We start from the raw sequence: 18,375 nt of genomic DNA, 5'->3' as shown, positions 1-18,375 counted from the left end.
AACCAATGCGGCGTTTTTGTTTTTATAATTAAAGCTTAAAGCGTTTCTTTAAATAATTTATGAATACGGCGGTATTCGTCTAACCAGCTTGAAGGCTGTACAAAGCCATGCGGTTCAACAGGGAATATAGCTGTTTCAAAGTTTTGTTTTTCAAGCTCTATTAAGCGCTGTACTAAACGCACTGAGTCTTGAAAAAACACGTTATCGTCAACCATTGGGGCATTAATTAATAAACGTTTGTTTAAGCCCTCAGCGTAATAAATTGGCGAGCTGCGCTCATACGCAATCGGGTCAACATCAGGATGGTTTAATATATTAGCTGTATAACCTGTATTGTAATGTGCCCAATCGGTAACAGGTCTAAGTGCCGCACCCGATTGAAACAACTCAGGCGCGGTAAACAATGCCATAAAGGTCATAAAGCCGCCGTAAGAGCCACCATAAGTGCCGACTGCTTTGGTATCAACGTTGGCATTTTGCGCCATCCATTTAACGCCATCGGCTAAATCTTGTGTTTCAGGCGTTCCCATTTGACGATAAATTGCGGTGCGCCAATCACGCCCGTAACCTTTAGATGCGCGGTAATCCATATCCATTACTATGTAACCTTCATCAGCGAGCAATGAATGAAACATAAATTCACGAAAATAAACCGAAAATCCCATATGTGAGTTTTGTAAGTAACCCGCGCCGTGGTTAAAAATAACTGCTTTGCGATTTTTACCTACTTCACCTTCAACGTAATCAGCTGGGTAGTACACTTTTGCGTATATTGGTTGTTCGGTATGGCTCGATGGCACAGCAACAATTTTAGGTGCAGTTAGCTTTTTAGCTAAAAACTCATCCGACACTGTATGAGTTAATCGCGTTGCTTTTGTATTGGCTTGTGCGTCAGCTACATAAAGCTCATTAGGCATCGTAATTGTAGAGTGCTTAAGGAGTAACTTAGTTTCATCTGGGCTCAACGTGTAATCGGTCATGCCGTTTAAGTCAGTAACTTGCTCACTCTTACCAGTTTGCGGGTTAACGCGGTAAATTTCGTACAGACCTGGGTGTTCAACATTCGCTTTATAATAAATTGCGCTGTCGTCACTTGTAAGCGTTAAGTTAGAAACCTCAAATTGGCCTTGTGTTAGCGCGGTTGCACTACCATTAACTGGTTTTTTATAAAGCTGGCTGTAACCCGACTCTTCCGATAGGTAATAAAGCGTGTTCGAGTTATGTAACCACCCAAAGTCGTTAAACGCATAAGCAATCCATGCGTCGTCATGCAGGCGATGTTGCGACACAAGTTTGTTGTTTTTAAAATCTACAGTAGCAAGCCAACGGTCTTTGTTGTCCCATGCTTCGAGCATGATAGCCACTTGCGAGCCGTCATCGTTCCATACTATTGGGCTTTGCTCAAAACCCCAGTCCATAATAAGGTTAATACCACGAGGTGCCTTTTTAGACTTATATGTTTTACCATCACGTGCATAATTTTCTTTTTTAACTGCGGCTAAAACATCTTCGTCAAAGCCCGGTAAGGTATTAAAGCTAAGTGATGTTTGCTCTTTGTTAGTTAAATTGATGTAGACAAGCTTTGAGGTTTCTTCTTTAGCGTCGGCTACACGGCGGCGTGCTTTTTTAGGTTCTATAGTGGCGTCATTTGTAATGTAGTTAGGCATAATATCGCCATCACCACGCCAGTCTGTTTGCTTTTGTACAACGACTAACAGCGCATCACCATTTGGCGAAAGCTGCGCTTCTGCAACGGTATTTCCTTCGCCTAAGTAATAAGCTGTGTTAGCAATTGAATCGTTTTTTTCATTAATTTGCTCACTGCGTGCTTGCTTATCTTTTTTATTTTTTTGTTGAAGCGCCACAAATTTAATCAATTTATGCTGCTCTTTAGCAATATACGTGCTTGGCTCTTCAATACCTTTTGGCTCATCAGCAAGTTTTAAGTTAGCAAGCTCGCTCGTTAAGCCTGTTTTTAAATCAACTTTAAAAAATACATTGCCTTGGCGGTAAACTAAATCGCCATTATTTAAAAATTGTGGCTTTGACTCGCCCGCTGATGTAGCTGTAATTTGTTTAAGTTGGCCGGTTTTTAGGTTTTTAACAAATACATTGCCTTTAAATGTGTAGGCCGCCATTGTTTTATTTTTAGAATAAACGGCTTTATTTGAACCCACAGTATGAAGTTTATTAAGAGCTACTTGCTCTGCTGTTTGGCTAGTAACCGATTGGCTAAATAAATCGCGTAGTGTATTACCCTGCTCTTTTTGAGCATAAATAATAGTAGACGAATCGCTCGCCCAGTAAGCACCCTCTGGCTGATTACCCATCCAATCCGGATCGGCCATTGCTTGTTCTAGCGTTATTTTTTGTGAGCCGATATCTGCTGGCGTGTTTACAACCGCAGCAATTTTAGTTGCTGGTAAAGCACTTTGCTGTGTTGAAGAGGTATTAGCGGTAGCGCTACAACCTGCAAGCATAACACTTGAGGCAACAGCTAAGGCCACTAACGTTTTAGATGAAGAAAAATTAAAAATCATAGTGCTTCTATACGGTTATTATAATTAAACCGTATTTAAGCAGAAGCACTTAAGTTATTGCAATTTTTTAAGATAAATAGCCATTAAACAGGGTAAAGCTCAGTTTACTAGCGCTTCTCTTGTTAACAGGCGTTATTCAATTACCAAATCAAGCCAAACCATGCGGTGATCGCTCGATGCGTTTCTATCTTTAATTAAGCGATACTCACTACTCATTTTAGTAGGCCAAAACACACCACCGTCCTTAATTTTTAAACCATAGTTTGATGGTAAAACGTAATCAACACGGGCTTGCCAATTAGCACTGTAATTTTGTGCATATGGCACATCATACTGCTCTTTAGCACCTTCGCTTTTTGGAACAAAGCTTGCGTTGATAAGTGGGTTTTTAAGTAATTGGTCGGTGGTATTTGTACGGGCTTTGTCTCCCTCAGGGGCTGCATTTAAATCGCCTAAAATAACAAAACGAGAGTGAACTTTTAAACCGCCCTTTTCGCCTTTATCGTCATAAATATACTTAGCATTTGAAACGTAATCGGCAATTAATCTTACTTCATCGTGGTTACGCTTGCCGTTTCTATCCTCTTCACCGTCAAATACAGGCGGTGTTGGGTGAGATGCAATAACATGAATTGTTTTATCATTTATGCTGATAGGTAAATCCCAAAACGATTTAGAACTGAGTCTAAGTGCTTGCCATTCTTGTGCGTTATACCAGTGTTCACCTGTTTTAGGCATCACAGGCATTTGTGCATTTGGCATGTCTTTATATTTAAAGGTTTGAAGGGTTCTTACTTTATCAAAATTAATTGGGTATTTTGACAAAATAGCCATACCATAATGCCCTTCAAAAAAGCCAAAGCCTTGTGCATCGCCCATCACGCCATTTTTATTGCCATCGTTATCTAAATCAAACTCGGTAGCTAGGCCTGTATTTACTGGTGCAATATAAGAGTAAGGGTAGTTAATAGCGGCTTGTTTTTGCTGACCTACATTTAAATAATGCTGATTAAAGTATTCAATGCCTTGCTCTTTTGGGATGTAATCAAATTCGTTAAGTAAAATAATATCAGGGCGAACACGCTGAATAATTTCCGCTATGTTCTTAATTTGCTGGTGGTTAGCTTTAAGTGCATTAACTAAAGCATCACTTTTAACTTGCTCACCTTTAGGCGTGTGATTAGTTGCATCCATACTTACATTAAAAGTTGCAACACGAAGAGATTCCGATGCAAATGTATTTAAGCTAAATAATGCAGTAATGGCTAGCACGCCAGATATTGTTTTTAGTTTCATTGTTTTACTTCACAAATTTAAAATTAGACTTTAACAGTATTACATATTCAAAGCCCATTTTTATGACAAAAAAATACCGGCTTAAGCCGGTATTTATATAAAGGTATGATAACTATTCACTGAGCACTAAATTGGCAGCTGCTTTTAAAATACCAGGATAATCTTGCTCTGGTAGGTACTCTGTAAGTTCACCAAGTTTGTCCGCAAGCTCACTCATATTAACAGCTGATACATTAATATGGCCCATTTTACGACCTGGCTTAGCTGTTTTACCGTACCAATGGCTCGTTACATCAACCGTTTTTAATACTTCACTTGGAATACTTGGTTGGCCTAATACGTTTATCATCGCGGTAATGTGTTTAAGCTCTGTATTACCAAGCGGTAAGCCTGCAACAGCACGCATGTGGTTTTCAAACTGCGAGCAATGGCAACCTTGTTGCGTCCAGTGGCCAGAGTTATGTACGCGCGGTGCAATTTCGTTAACGAGTAACGTGCCTCTTACATCAAAAAACTCAATTGCTAATACGCCAACGTAGTTAAGCTCGTTTGCTATTTTTGTAAATGCATCGTTTGCTTGAGCTTCAACACTTTGATTATTTTTACCGGCAATAGAAAGCGTTAATACACCATTTGTGTGCTCGTTTTCTGTTAGCGGATAAATAGCAACATTACCGTGTTTGTCGCGCGCACCAATAATAGATACTTCACGATCAAACGGAATCATTTTTTCAGCAATAATCGTATGTGGCGCAAGCTCGGTGCCCGATGCAATAAAATCAGCCATTTGTGACCAAATCTCGTCTATTTGATCATCCGATTTTAAACGCCATTGGCCTTTTCCGTCGTAACCCGCTTGGCATGTTTTAATTACAAGTGGTTTACCTAGAGTTTTAACGGCAAGTTCTAAATGCGCTTTTTCAGTAATTAATTGGTACGGCGCACAAGTTACGTTTGTTTTATCAAGCAATGCCTTTTCAAGCGAGCGATCGCCACCGGTTTTAATAGCGGCTTTACCTGGGTAAAACTTATTACTGTTACAGCAAAGGGTTAAAACATCATCAGGAATGTGCTCAAACTCGGCAGTAATGGCATCAGCGTTTGATATTGCTTGCTCAAGCGACGTGTTATAAACCTCACCGGTTAGCGGGTGCATAATTTGTTTACTGCCTACATCGTACGCAACAACGTTTAAATTAAGCGGCGCTCCTGCAAGGCTCATCATACGTGCAAGTTGCCCTGCACCTAATATTAAAATATTCATTATTACTCTGCAGGGTTTGGATTAGCTAATATAGTGTCGGTTTGAGCTTTACGAAACGCTTCAATTTTTGCAAAAATTTCTGGATTTTGACATCCTAAAATTTGTGCAGCTAATAAACCCGCGTTTGCTGCGCCCGGCTCACCAATTGCAAGCGTACCTACTGCAACGCCTTTAGGCATTTGGCAAATAGATAAAAGTGAATCAACACCATTTAATGCTTTTGATTTTACAGGTACACCAAGTACAGGAAGCGACGTAAAAGCAGCCGCCATACCAGGTAAATGCGCTGCGCCGCCAGCACCAGCAATAATAACTTTAATACCACGTTCTGCGGCTGAACTTGCGTAATCAGCAAGTAATTGAGGAGTGCGGTGTGCAGACACGACTTTGGTTTCGTACTTAATGCCAAAATGCTCTAGCATAAGTGCTGCATGTTCCATGGTTGGCCAATCTGATTTTGAACCCATAATAATGCCAACAGTCATAAATACTCCTCAGTAATGTATTTTAAAAATAGCGGACTTATGTCCGGTTTTAGGCGGGTATTATACCCAAACCAAGTTTAATTGCGACTCACAAAAACAAAAAAAGCCATGTTTAAACATGGCTTTTTAGAGTTAACGGGTAAATAGCTAATTAAGCTTCTTTACTCGCTAAGTATTCGGCGTAGTTGCCTCTAAAGTCGATAACTTTACCGTCTTTAATTTCCCAAATACGGGTTGCAACCGATGATACAAACTGACGGTCGTGGGAAACAAACATCAATGTACCCTCGTAAGCTTCAAGGGCTAAGTTAAGCGCTTCAATTGATTCCATATCCATGTGGTTAGTTGGCTCATCCATTAACAATATGTTTGGCTTATGCATCATAATTTTACCAAACAACATGCGGCCTTGCTCACCACCTGAAATTACTTTAACTGATTTTTTAATATCGTTTTGAGAGAATAACATACGGCCTAAGAAGCTACGAACCACTTGCTCGTCGTCGCCTTCTTGTTGCCATTGCTCCATCCACTGAAACAAGTTCATGTCGGTGGCAAACTCATCAGCGTGATCTTGCGCGTAGTAACCAATATTCGCGTTTTCTGAGAACTTAAACTCACCAGCTTTAGGTGCTAGGCGCCCTGCTAATGTATTAAGTAATGTTGTTTTACCAACACCATTTTCACCAATAATAGCAATACGTTCGCCAACTTCTACTAAACCTTCAAGTCCAGAAAACAACGTATTGTCGTCAAAACCTTGTGTTAAGTTTGTCATTTCAAGTGCGTTTCTGAATAACTGCTTTTCTTGATCAAAACGGATAAACGGCGTTTGGCGTGAAGATGCTTTAACTTCGTCTAATTGGATTTTGTCGATACGTTTAGCACGCGATGTTGCTTGCTTAGCTTTAGATGCATTAGCAGAGAAACGAGATACAAACTGTTGAAGTTCAGCAATTTGGTTTTTCTTTTTCGCGTTTTCGTTAAGTAATTGCTCACGTGCTTGCGTTGCTGCAAACATGTATTCGTCATAATTACCTGGGTAAATACGAAGCTCGCCGTAGTCAATGTCGGCCATGTGTGTACACACAGAGTTTAAAAAGTGACGGTCATGCGAGATGATTATCATGGTACAGTCGCGCTGATTTAACACGTCTTCTAACCACTTGATGGTGTAAATATCCAAGTTATTAGTAGGCTCATCAAGTAGCATAATGTCTGGGTCTGAAAATAATACCTGTGCAAGTAGCACGCGCAGCTTAAAACCCGGTGCAATTTCTGACATTGGGCCAAAGTGTTGGTCAGTGCCAATACCTACACCTAATAAAAGCTCACCTGCTTTAGATTCTGCAGAGTAACCATCCATTTCAGCAAATTCAGTTTCAAGATCGGCTACTTTCATACCGTCTTCTTCACTCATTTCAGGTAAAGAGTAAATACGGTCTCGTTCTTGTTTAATTTCCCACAACTCTTTGTGGCCCATAATCACGGTATCGATTACTGAGTATTCTTCGTAGGCAAACTGATCTTGGTTAAGTTTAGCAACGCGTTCGTTAGGATCAGTACTTACATTACCTGCAGACGCTTCGAGCTCACCACTTAAAATTTTCATAAATGTTGATTTACCACAACCATTTGCACCGATTAAACCGTAACGGTTACCATCGCCAAATTTTGCTGAGATATTTTCAAATAATGGTTTAGCACCAAATTGCATGGTGACATTAGCTGTACTAATAATAGCGCTACCCTCCAAAGGAGTAATGATGTATTTAAATTGCGCGCAGTTTAAACCAAAATGGCCTGTTTTTCTATGAAAGTTTAAAAGCAAACCACTGCGTTTTAGCCATTTATTATGGCTATGTAGTTAGTAGTAAAAATAACGGATTAGATTTAATGGTTTCGTTAATTTTTATTCAGCTTATTCTTATTAAAATCCATAAAGTATGTTTTATAAACGGGCATAAGAGATTAGAAATTACGATACAAATTAGAGTAAAAACACTTTTAACGTATTTGTGTGTCTACTTAACTCATTTTTGTTCACCCTATAATAATAAAAAGTTATATTTATGAAAATAAAGTACTTTTAGAGCTTTTACACTAGTTACTACTTTTTAACCAAGATGAAATTAATTCAAATTACAATTTTTATACATCGTTAATTTCTCATCCTATTTACCTATCAAATCATTAAAAACATAAACTTTTGCAACACCTGAAAAACAAAATTAACCTTTAGTGAATATCCGTTAAGTTTAACGATTAATTTTATTGAGTATTTTTCACTTTTGAGCCGTTTATTGCTTTGTTAGTCTTCGAATCTGAATTTTTACCTACGTAAAAAATTGACCAATTTACACAGGGCAACACACAAGATGAGCAAAAAATTAGCGACGCTTATTAGCGCAAGTATTGTATTCGCACCCGCTGTTTCGGCAGTTGAATTATACAAAGATGACAAAAATACTGTTGAAGTTGGTGGATATCTTGATGTGCGTGTAATTAATACACAAAACGAAACCGAAGTTGTTAACGGTACCTCGCGCATTAACTTTGGATTTACCCGAAAGCTTAAGAAAGACTGGACCGCACTCGCACTCGTAGAATGGGGTGTAAACCCTGTTGGCAGCAGCGATATTATTTATAACAATCGTTTTGAGTCTATCCAGGATGAGTTTTTATACAACCGTTTAGGTTACGCAGGGCTTTCGCACGAAAAATATGGCCAACTTACCATTGGTAAACAATGGGGTGCATGGTACGACGTAGTTTACGGCACAAATAATAGCTTTGTATGGGATGGCAATGCGGCTGGTGTTTACACCTATAACAAAGACGATGGCGCTGTTAATGGCACTGGCCGTGGAGATAAATTAGTGCAGTACCGCAATAGCTATAACGATTTTAGTTTTGCAGTACAAGCGCAGCTTAAAAACAGCGAATTTTATACCTGTGACGTCACCGACATTTCAGAAGAAGAATGTGAAGCACTTTGGAACTCTGGCGATAGTGCAGCCCAAGAAGTTGAATTTAATTACACATTTGGTGCGTCTGTAACTTATACCCCAACTGACATGCTAACACTTACAGCAGGTGTTAACCGTGGTGAGTTTGATTTAACGTTTGGCGATGGTTCTACTCGCAATGTTGAAGATTTAATTTATGGTGCAGGTATTATGTGGGGCAACATTGATGAGCCCGGCCTATACGTTGCAGCCAACGTAAATAAAAACAAAAACCACGACACAGATAACATCGGTCGCTTAATTAAAGACGCAATCGGTGTAGAAACATTTGCATCTTACCGCTTTGATAACGATTTTCGCCCTTTTATTGCCTACAACGTGTTTGATGCCGGTGATGATTACGTAATTCAGCCAAACTTTAACGCCGATCCTAACGATGTATTTAAGCGTCAGTTTGCTGTTATTGGCCTTCATTACCTAATTGACGAAGCTACTATTGCCTACATAGAAGCGCGTAAGGACTTTAGTGACTTCGAAAGTGATAACGACGATCAACAAGCACAAATGGAGCAGTCGGAAGACGACGGTATAGCATTTGGTTTTAGATATAAGTTCTAAATATAAGCTCTAAATATAAGTTTAAAAACGACTACAACTTCCCTAAGCACAACCCTTTTAGCCCTTTTGACTTTTTTAATTGGGCTTTTTTATTCCGCCATACTTTTTTTAATACTTGGTTTTACATTTAAGGCTATTTCAACAAATGCATTAACAGCCGCATTGGTATCTGCTTTTTTAAATTGTAATAGCACCGGAATTTGCGTAAATACATCGCTCAATTTTATAAAATGGCACCCTTTACTATACAATTTACGTACGCAATAAGGCGCAATTGCCACACCAAGGCCTGCAGCCACTTCGGTAACTAATGTTTGCATATGTCGAGGTTGGCTAATAATGTTCGGTGAAAAACGAGCTTGTTTGCATTGCAAAATGGTTTCATCAAAAAGACCAAGTGCTTCCTCTCTATTAAAAATGATAAATGGCTCATTTTTTAGTTTAACTAAATCAATGTTTTTATAATTTGCCAGCGCATGGTTTTGATTAACTATGGCCACTAATGAATCTACATAAATAGTATGACTTACAAATTCATCATTAATCGAATCAGGTAAAGGCCGTGAAAAACCCACATCAATTAAATCATTTTTAAACGCATGTATCTGCTCAGTTGCGGTCATTTCAAACAATGTAACGTGCACGCTTGGGTATTGCTGTTTGTATTCTCGAACCAGTGCTGCCATAAAGGCTAAACATGCCGAGCTTAAGTGCGCAATATTAAGTGTACCTACCTGCCCGTTGTGGGCACGTTTAACCTGAGTTTTAGCTTTGTCAGCTAGAGCCAAAATAGCGCGTGCATCTTTTAATAGCTGCTCACCCGCTTGAGTTATTGCAACATCGCGTGAATTTCTTATAAACAGCACAACATCAAGCTCGCTTTCGAGCTGTGCAATATGCCTACTTATTGCAGGTTGCACGGTGTGTAGCTCTTTGGCCGCTTCTGAAAAACTCTGATGCTTAGCCACGCTGACAAAACTTTTTAATGTTTTAATATCCATTACGCACCTTAAATACATTTTTTGTATAGATTCTATAAAATAATATCATTTTTGTTATAGGTGAAGAACTCATACCATAGCGGCATGAGTTAACAACACTAGACAGCTATGACCAAACCCAAACAAAATCAGTCATTAAGTCGATTTATTTTATTACTAATGACCACTGCAATTGCCGCAACAGCAGCAAACTTATACTACAACCAGCCTATTTTACCGCTTATAGCGAACGAATTTAATTTAACTGATTCACAGCTTGGGAGTATTCCCGCGCTTACACAAATTGGTTACGCGTTTGCGTTATCATTTATTTCTCCTTTGGGTGACTCGATTGCTCGCAGGCGTTTAATTACTATTTTGTCGAGCTTATTAGTAGTGGCTTGTAGTGCAGCAATGCTTGCACCTAACTTACCTTTATTACTTATATCGGTATTTTTAATTGGTGTAAGCGCCAATATAACCCAGCAATTAATACCCTTTGCAGCATCGCTTGTATCGAGCGAGCAAAAAGGTGCCACGTTAGGCACATTAATGATGGGCTTAACTATCGGTATTTTACTTTCAAGAACGTTAAGTGGATTTGTAGGTGAGCAATTTGGTTGGCGAAGTGTATTTTTAATGTCGGCAGTACTCGCAGCATTATTTGGTATATTACTGCGCGTGTTTTTACCTAGCAATAAGCCACACACTAATTTGCGTTATTGGCCTCTCATTAAAAGTACGTTGGCGTTGTTTATTAAACATAAATCACTGCAGCATTTTACACTTTCGGGCGCATTTTGGTTTGCATCATTTAATGTGCTTTGGGCAACACTTGCAATTTATGTTAGTGATGAGCCATTTAACTACAACGCTCAACAAGCTGGTTTATTTGGTGTAATAGCATTGGCTGGCGTAATAGGCGCTAAGTCATCGGGTAAATGGGTCAGCAAACTAGGGTCTAAAGCTCTAATTATGATTGCACTTACGCTTGCGGCAATCGGCTTTGCTATTACAGGTTTGTTTAATGGCAGTTTAGCGTCGTTGGTTATTGGTATTATTTTAATCGACTTTGCCATATTTAGTGCGCAAGTGGCTAACCAAGTGCGTGTTTTTAGTATTGAACCCACTGCGCAAAGTCGCATAAATGGAATTTACATGCTGGGTTATTACATTGGAGGCGCTGTTGGCTCAATGGTTGGTGTTAAGGCATTTGCACTTTATCAATGGCCTGGCGTTGTTGCTGTAAGCATTATATTTATTTTGCTAAGTGGCATTTTTAATTCATTTGCTAAAAAGTAATCGCTTAAAACTTAAGGAGTAAAAATGAATACATTGAAAACAGCGGGTAGCTTTACATTACTGTGTATTGCCAGCTTAACTATTATGGTGGGAACCCTACTTGCGCCAGGTTTAGTAAGTATTTCACAAGGATTAGGTATAACCGATAACACCGTACTTTTAATTACGTTGCCATCGTTAGGAGCTGTGGTGTTTGCGCCCTTCGCAGGAAAATTAATTGATAAATACGGCGCTTATAAACTTTTAGTAATTGGGTTATTTTTATATGGGGTTGAAGGTGCCAGTGCTTACTTTTTAAAAGGCCCAACGCTTGTATTTGCTAATCGATTTTTACTCGGCGGTATAACGGCAGTGGTTATGGCAAGTTGTACGGTTTTAATTTCTGATTGGTACACAGGCGAAGCACGCCTTGGCATGATTGCAAAACAAGGTATGGCGATAGAGTTAGGCGGTGTTATATTTTTATTTTTAGGTGGATTATTAGCCTCGCAATTTTGGGCGCTGCCATTTTCACTTTATTTAATAGCGTGGGTATTTTTGGCTATGCTTTTATTGTTTGTGCCAAATAAAAACTCAGTGGCTAGTAATAACGATGAAGTGTCAGAACATCTACACCACAAAGCTAATAATGGCCTCACGTTAAAAAGCGTTTATGTAATTTCAACACTCGCGATGACCATATTTTTTACGTCTACTGTGTTACTGCCCATCGTAATGAACGAGGAAAACTTTGACGAATCACAAATAGGCCAACTACTCGCATTTATATCTTTAGTGGCTGTAGTTACTGCAGGCTTTATGCCTAAAATAACAAAGAAGCTTGGTGAGCCCAAGGTTTTGGCATTTGCCTTTTTAGCGTTTAGTTTATCGTATATTTGTTTTACACAAGTAAGCACCCGACCTTTAATTTTAGGCGCAATATTAATAGGTATAGGATTTGGTTTTAGTATTCCGCTTTTAAACCATATGACGGTAGAGCTCAGCGATGTGAAAGTACGCGGCCGTAACTTATCGTACTTTACGATGGCTGTATTCTCGGGTCAGTTTTTTACCTCATTTATGGAATATATACCTGGTGGTGAGAAAAACGTATTTATAATTTGTAGCGTTTCAGCATTTATAATTGCACTGGTATTATTTTTTAAACCGACCAAAGCAAAGCAGTCGTAACTTACAAAAGAGCATTTTTATAAATGCTCTTTTTTTATCTAAACTTCCCACTTTACTATTTGCACTACTTCCCTGATTACTATTTCTAATTTGACTCTATTGCTAAGTTTAGCATTATAATAACATTTAGTATGATGTGTTCTTTCTGTAAAGCCACCAGCTAACTTATATTAATTGCATTAAGAGTATATAAAGATGGTGAAACTATATTGAAATTGCAAAGTGCTTGCACTGATTATTGCTGATCACAAAGGCGTAAGGCTAATTAAAAGCAGTAACAAATAGGTGTGATATATGCTCATAGGTACTGCCTGTATTCTAACTCAACACCTACGCACTGTGTAAAAATAAATTAAAACAACTCCCTTTGTAAGTCGTTAATAACATTAAACTAAGTAAAGTGCTATGAAGCTGATTCGTTATCATAAATAGTTAAAACACCGGTAGCTGTATATGCATACAGCTACCGATTAAACCTATCTAACCTACTTTTTAATAAACTTACTAAAACCAGCTAATGCCTTTGATACACTCAGTGTTGGATTATCTGAATGCTCAGCACCTTTGTTTATAGCACTTTGCCATAGAAGGTTATTGTTAGGGTTTGCTGTTAAAGCGGCCTCTAAATTACTAAACGCTTTTAACATTAGCGGATGCTCTGCCCCACCCACCGAAAGATATAAATAAGTAGACGACTTAACTTTGTTATCTTGAGCACTTAAAAACGCTTCTAAATTATTAACTACGGTCATATCGTCATACCAAGCCGCAGGGCTAAAAGCAAAATAGCCATTAAACAATTCAGGCTTTGTATGCAGTGTATAAAGCACAAAGCTACCTCCTGCCGAAAAACCACTTAATACACGGTTATTACTAAGCTTATATTTTGCTGATAAATAAGGGAGTAACTCAGTTTCAATAAACGCTAAAAACTTGTCGGCTTCACCATTTGGTTCAATAAGTGTTTCATGCTCTGGACGCGCTTGTATATTTACATCTTGGCGGGCATAAGGAGGTACTAAATCGCGATTACGTGTATCTGTAAAAAACAAATTAGGAATAGACACCAATATAGCCTTATCCCCTTTTTCGCTCTTAGCTTGTTTTGTAAGTGCTTTATCCCATGTATCTAAATTAAAGTTACCATCGGTTTTAATAATTAACGGATACGCTTTTTTAGGATTGTAATTAGCGGGCAATCTTATAAACACTTTGCGCGACTCATTAAGCACGCTTGAGTTAATTGTTACATCTGTATAGGCCGATACATAATGGTTATAATAACGTATAGCTAAAATACCAATAGCAAAAATGACTACGGCTAAACTTAAATTAATAATATAGTGTTTTGTTATTTTTATTGCCATACGGCATTCCTTTCAATGTTTAGGAGTTATTTAATCGAGCTTAACCCATTGCTTTATTTCCAGCGCGGTCATAATAAGCTCAACCGAAAACGCGGCTAAAATCATCCCCATCACACGCGTTAAAATAGACGCGCCGCCAGTACCAATTAGCTTAATAATTTTACCCGAAAGCAGCAACAGTATTAAGGTAATACCCAACACACCAAGTGTAACAAGCGCTGTGCCTATTTGAGTAGTAATTGGGTGTATGTGGTTATCGGTAAGTAGTATTACCGCCAAAATAGCGCCAGGAGTCGCCGTTGCAGGTATAGCAAGCGGAAACACGGCTATATCGTGATCGGGGTCTTGTTTGGCTTTGTTAGAATCGTTTCCAAAAATCATTTGCAGGCCAAACAAAAACAATATAATTCCGCCCCCTAACTGAAACGACACCAACCTAATTCCCATCGCATTAAGTATTAGTTGCCCTATTAAAATAGAACCCAATAATACGCCCCCGGCATAAAGTACCGTTTTAAATGCAGTTTTACGACGTTGTTGATCAGTTAAATGAGAAGTAAGCGCAGCAAACAGCGCCATAGTGCCTATTGGGTCAATGGTCGCCCAAATTACAAGCGCATCTTGAGAGAGTTTTTCTAGCATATAAAATCCTTGTTAAGCGTAAATGTTTAATAAAACACGGGTAACAAATTCATTTGCTTACGCTTAACTATAATAGAAAGCCGCTATTTTTTGTATTTTATTTACTCAGCTTTAAGGATTGAGGATTGAGGATTTAAAAAAGGTAAGCACTTATAATTGCCGTCTTGAGTTAAAGTGATTTATGCCAAATAGAATTTTCTCTTAAACTAAAGCCCAGTTTCATAAGTAAATTATGGGAACGTGCATTATGTGCACTCACCTCAGCAGACAAATGTTTAAGCGGAATATGCTTAACTAGAGTTTCAATAAAACCGGTCACCACTTCAAACATTACGCCCTTATCCCAAAAGTCAGGATGCAGCTCAAATCCTATAAACGCACTACTTTTACACGGGGTTAAATTATAAAGCCCACAAGTACCCATTAACTTTCCAGATATATTATGTTCAATTGCAACTCGAATTACTTCACCTTCGTAATATGCACTAATATCATCTTGTATTAATTGTTTGATTTGCGTTTTGCTAAGTGGTGTTTCGTAGTCGTTAAATTCTGACACGTGCGGGTGATTTAAAATATTAAATAAACACGCTGCGTGTTTGTGGGTAACTAAACGCAGCGTAACGCGCTCAAGCTTTGTGGTGTTAAACATTTTATTTAAGTGGTTAGTTAAATTAGCTCTTTATGGGCACGCATTATTAACTTACCATACCCTATTAACAAGCATTATCTTTAAAGCAAAAAGAGTAAGAGAACGTAATGAGTGACGATTTTAAAGTAATACAACCCACTACCACAGTATATTGCCCAAAGCGCGGCGAAGGCTGGACCTTAACAGGCATTACTAATATTAACGAGTTTACCTCAGTAATGTTTGACGGCACACGCTATACGCTTCCAGCACGCGAAATAGTAGAAGAACTTCTACCTAACCAATTAGCGCGTGAGCAAAATAGCTAACCAAACACATACACAGTAAAAAGGCTGCAATTTTGCAGCCTACTATCTAATTAACGAGTTAAAATGCATCGTCTTCGCTGTAAACATTAACGTTTAGCTCGTCATCATTTTCAAATACCACAAACGAAATAGGCTTACAGCACACTTGGCAGTCTTCTATGTATTGCTCATCAATATCTGCTGCATCAAGTAATACTTCTATACTTTCTCCACAATAAGGGCAACTTATTGATGTTTCTGTTAACTGGTTCATTTATCACCTGCTAATTTATATCACGGATGTTGTCACTTTAATGAACACGTAAGCATAATTCAACACCCCATTAAATAACGCATACTTGGCTAACCCAATTAAACCGTGCTACTAACTTAAATAGTGATCTTGTTACTAGCCTTATCCCTATAAAACTTGTCAAAGTGCAATATTTTTCACCATATATAAGTTGGCCAGCCCTCTACAATGAAATTGTATTAGCACTTAGCGGGTCTAACTTTATAAGTATTTATAAACTCACAGTACAGATGGATAATTTTATGAAAAAATCACTTACGCTTGCATTAACATCTGCCGTTATTTTGTTTAGTACATTTTCCCATGCAGCTAAAACCGAAAAAGCCGTTCTAGCTGGAGGTTGTTTTTGGTGTATGGAAAGTGACTTTGAAAAACTAGAAGGCGTAACCGATGTAATATCGGGCTTTACTGGCGGTAAACTTAAAAACCCGACATACAATGGTAATCATAAAGGCCATTACGAGGCCGTAGAAATCACATACGATCCGGCCATAGTTAGCTATCAGGGCATACTTGATCATTACTGGGTAAATATTGATCCCTTTGATGCCAAAGGCCAATTTTGTGATAAAGGCCCTAGTTACTTAAGCGCTATATTTGTACAAAACGACGAACAACGTAAATTAGCTGAAAAAACAAAAGCTGCAGTAGTTGCCGAGTTCCCAAATCTAACTGTGGTTACACCTATACTAAACGCAAGCACCTTTTACCCTATAAAAGGGAGGGAAAGCTTTCACCAAGATTATTACAAAAACAATCCAATCCGATACAACACTTATCGTTGGCGTTGTGGTCGTGACAGCCGCCTAGAAGAAATTTGGGGCGACAGAGCAACCCATTAATCGCGTTTAATCAGGTAATCCACTGTAAAATATTAAAAGGCTGATTTAATTATCAGCTTCTTAATATTTTAGTTATTGCGAGATTCTTTAATAAATCGATATCTAAATTCAGATAAGTAACCAACAATGCTAACAAGCAAAGCAGAATTAAAATCACCATTCACAAGCTGTGTCCAAACATTTCCCTCTCCATTAAAGCTAATGTAAATAACCATAATAAAAGCAACAAACGCTGAAACTTGATACATCCAAGAATATTCACCAAAAAATTTCTGTGTCACACTTTTTTCTTTTAATTTATCTTCCACAATTAATCTCCATTTTATATTGCTATTAAATCCTAGCTATAACATAGGCAAAATAAGGAATTTATAATAAAGGTTTATTTATACACCGTCTATTTCATAAAGCCTTTGTTATTAAGCTAAATGCTTGAATAGCAAATAGGATACGTGGTACTTCGCTTTAAGTGGACAGCACTGCTTGACTTAAGATACTCAGTTTTAGGATTCATTATCAATAAATAGCATATTCTGTTTCCTAAAGCAGGCTGTTTATCTACTAAATCAAATACAATAAATTGCACTCCTAGATTGATATAAACAAAATTTAACAGCTGGAGTTACACAAAATGTTTGCCAACCAATTACAACTAGCGCGTGCTCTAGAGTTACCAACACGACAAGCCATGCTTTACCGTGAACCAGCAGTACAAAACTTTTGGATAAACAACACTGACCTAATTGCAAACGCGTGGAGCGAATGGGAAGCAACATCAATAGATAGCTCAACGTTTACGCTAGACGACACACTACTTGATAAAAACATACGTGAAGCAGTAAAACAAGCATGGGAAGATCCATCAAAAGAGCTAGCCGTAAAAGCGTTATTACACGAAGTAGCGCCTGATGTGTTTCAATTTCAATTTTTTGATCCTGAGCGCCTAGCAGTATTACGCGGATATTTAGAACAAGTATGGAATTCGCAAATCCCTATGCGCCCGCCATACGGCATAGTGTTAAATCGCCGTGGTGCCATGCTTGATAGCCGATCAGAAGGTTATTTAGCCGCGCCAAACTTTCAGGCATTTTATAACGAAATACTAAACACTTATATGCGCCCTATTTCGCGCTTATTGTTTCCTGAAATAATTGGCTACGATACGCAAACATTTGGCTTTTCAATTTATTATGAGCCAAATACAGATTCGTCAATTCGCCCACATACCGACGCATCAACTGTAACGCTTAACATTAACTTAAACTTACCAGGCGAAGAGTTTACAGGGTCACAAGTAGACTTTTATCACCCGTACACAGGTGACATTAAATCACTTACCTTTAAGCCTGGTACTGCCATGTTACATCGAGGCAATATTGCACACGCAGCCAAGCCTATTACCAGTGGCGAGCGAACTAACTTTGTATTGTGGTTGTATGGGGAGCGCGGTCGATTACCAGCACAAGGCGCACCACGCATTCCTGTTGATGCTAAACAGCGCTGGACTAACCCAAACAAACCAAATGATGGCTATGCACCATTTTAAATAATCGCTTTTAAAGTTTTAAATACAAATGGCTGCCTAATTTAAGCAGCCTTATAAAAATAAAGCTTATCCAGTAACCAACACGTTTTAAGTTTAGTAATA

The 18,375-nt window shown here is 38.4% G+C and carries 17 protein-coding genes; 6 read left to right on the top strand and 11 right to left on the bottom strand.

Annotated elements, in window-relative coordinates; genetic code table 11:
- Positions 1-35: 35 nt before the first annotated feature.
- From H5089_RS00865 to H5089_RS00845, 5 genes are all read right to left on the bottom strand, one after another.
- On the bottom strand, positions 36-2,540 hold the full coding sequence (locus H5089_RS00865) for a prolyl oligopeptidase family serine peptidase (protein ID WP_182711246.1): 2,505 nt from the start codon (positions 2,538-2,540) through the stop codon (positions 36-38).
- Positions 2,541-2,672: 132 nt separating this feature from the next.
- On the bottom strand, positions 2,673-3,836 hold the full coding sequence (locus H5089_RS00860) for an endonuclease/exonuclease/phosphatase family protein (RefSeq protein WP_182711245.1): 1,164 nt from the start codon (positions 3,834-3,836) through the stop codon (positions 2,673-2,675).
- Positions 3,837-3,948: 112 nt separating this feature from the next.
- Positions 3,949-5,100 (bottom strand): 5-(carboxyamino)imidazole ribonucleotide synthase, encoded by a 1,152-nt coding sequence (locus H5089_RS00855; protein WP_182711244.1) that lies wholly within the window; start codon positions 5,098-5,100, stop codon positions 3,949-3,951.
- Positions 5,101-5,102: 2 nt separating this feature from the next.
- On the bottom strand, positions 5,103-5,585 hold the full coding sequence (gene purE, locus H5089_RS00850) for a 5-(carboxyamino)imidazole ribonucleotide mutase (RefSeq protein WP_002962540.1): 483 nt from the start codon (positions 5,583-5,585) through the stop codon (positions 5,103-5,105).
- A gap of 151 nt (positions 5,586-5,736) precedes the next feature.
- A complete protein-coding gene (locus H5089_RS00845) occupies positions 5,737-7,326 on the bottom strand; it encodes an ABC-F family ATPase (protein ID WP_138490010.1) in 1,590 nt (529 codons plus the stop codon).
- Between the two features lie 637 nt (positions 7,327-7,963).
- On the opposite strand from H5089_RS00845, the gene H5089_RS00840 reads away from it, so the two are divergent.
- Positions 7,964-9,172, top strand: a complete 1,209-nt coding sequence (locus H5089_RS00840; RefSeq protein ID WP_182694135.1) for a porin — start codon at positions 7,964-7,966, stop codon at positions 9,170-9,172.
- An 89-nt stretch (positions 9,173-9,261) separates the two neighbouring features.
- Here H5089_RS00840 and H5089_RS00835 read toward each other — a convergent pair whose 3' ends face one another.
- The gene (locus H5089_RS00835; protein ID WP_182711243.1) at positions 9,262-10,173 is read right to left on the bottom strand and encodes a LysR family transcriptional regulator; all 912 of its coding nucleotides are present in this window, start codon (positions 10,171-10,173) and stop codon (positions 9,262-9,264) included.
- 108 nt (positions 10,174-10,281) lie between these two features.
- Between H5089_RS00835 and H5089_RS00830 the strand changes: the two genes are divergently transcribed.
- Positions 10,282-11,454, top strand: coding sequence for an MFS transporter (locus H5089_RS00830; protein WP_182695935.1), 1,173 nt, complete (start codon positions 10,282-10,284; stop codon positions 11,452-11,454).
- Positions 11,455-11,478: 24 nt separating this feature from the next.
- Positions 11,479-12,624 carry an MFS transporter gene (locus tag H5089_RS00825; RefSeq protein ID WP_182711242.1) on the top strand — a complete coding sequence of 382 codons (1,146 nt, stop codon included), beginning with the start codon at positions 11,479-11,481 and terminating at the stop codon, positions 12,622-12,624.
- A gap of 485 nt (positions 12,625-13,109) precedes the next feature.
- Here H5089_RS00825 and H5089_RS00820 read toward each other — a convergent pair whose 3' ends face one another.
- From H5089_RS00820 to H5089_RS00810, 3 genes are all read right to left on the bottom strand, one after another.
- Positions 13,110-13,991, bottom strand: a complete 882-nt coding sequence (locus H5089_RS00820) for an alpha/beta hydrolase (protein WP_182711241.1) — start codon at positions 13,989-13,991, stop codon at positions 13,110-13,112.
- Positions 13,992-14,021: 30 nt separating this feature from the next.
- Positions 14,022-14,633 carry a MarC family protein gene (locus tag H5089_RS00815; protein ID WP_033029579.1) on the bottom strand — a complete coding sequence of 204 codons (612 nt, stop codon included), beginning with the start codon at positions 14,631-14,633 and terminating at the stop codon, positions 14,022-14,024.
- Between the two features lie 169 nt (positions 14,634-14,802).
- Entirely contained in the window at positions 14,803-15,285 is a 483-nt protein-coding gene (locus H5089_RS00810; RefSeq protein ID WP_002962624.1) for a GNAT family N-acetyltransferase, read from the bottom strand.
- A gap of 107 nt (positions 15,286-15,392) precedes the next feature.
- Here H5089_RS00810 and H5089_RS00805 point away from each other — a divergent pair, with 107 nt between their 5' ends.
- Positions 15,393-15,593: a hypothetical protein gene (locus tag H5089_RS00805; RefSeq protein ID WP_002962626.1), complete on the top strand. Its 201-nt coding sequence runs from the start codon at positions 15,393-15,395 to the stop codon at positions 15,591-15,593.
- A 58-nt stretch (positions 15,594-15,651) separates the two neighbouring features.
- Here the strand turns inward: H5089_RS00805 and H5089_RS00800 are convergent, their stop codons facing one another.
- On the bottom strand, positions 15,652-15,846 hold the full coding sequence (locus H5089_RS00800; protein WP_002962627.1) for a CPXCG motif-containing cysteine-rich protein: 195 nt from the start codon (positions 15,844-15,846) through the stop codon (positions 15,652-15,654).
- A 281-nt stretch (positions 15,847-16,127) separates the two neighbouring features.
- On the opposite strand from H5089_RS00800, the gene msrA reads away from it, so the two are divergent.
- Positions 16,128-16,727 carry a peptide-methionine (S)-S-oxide reductase MsrA gene (gene msrA, locus H5089_RS00795; RefSeq protein ID WP_182711240.1) on the top strand — a complete coding sequence of 200 codons (600 nt, stop codon included), beginning with the start codon at positions 16,128-16,130 and terminating at the stop codon, positions 16,725-16,727.
- A 68-nt stretch (positions 16,728-16,795) separates the two neighbouring features.
- Here the strand turns inward: msrA and H5089_RS00790 are convergent, their stop codons facing one another.
- Positions 16,796-17,035 carry a hypothetical protein gene (locus H5089_RS00790; RefSeq protein WP_182693899.1) on the bottom strand — a complete coding sequence of 80 codons (240 nt, stop codon included), beginning with the start codon at positions 17,033-17,035 and terminating at the stop codon, positions 16,796-16,798.
- A gap of 323 nt (positions 17,036-17,358) precedes the next feature.
- Between H5089_RS00790 and H5089_RS00785 the strand changes: the two genes are divergently transcribed.
- A complete protein-coding gene (locus tag H5089_RS00785; RefSeq protein ID WP_182711239.1) occupies positions 17,359-18,273 on the top strand; it encodes a 2OG-Fe(II) oxygenase family protein in 915 nt (304 codons plus the stop codon).
- Positions 18,274-18,375 lie beyond the last annotated feature (102 nt).

Origin of the sequence: Pseudoalteromonas sp. SR45-1 (genome assembly GCF_014163655.1) — a bacterium.
Taxonomy (GTDB): Bacteria; Pseudomonadota; Gammaproteobacteria; order Enterobacterales; family Alteromonadaceae; genus Pseudoalteromonas; species Pseudoalteromonas distincta.
Note: the sequence above shows the minus strand (reverse complement) of the source record. Positions and strands in the feature narration are given on the sequence as shown.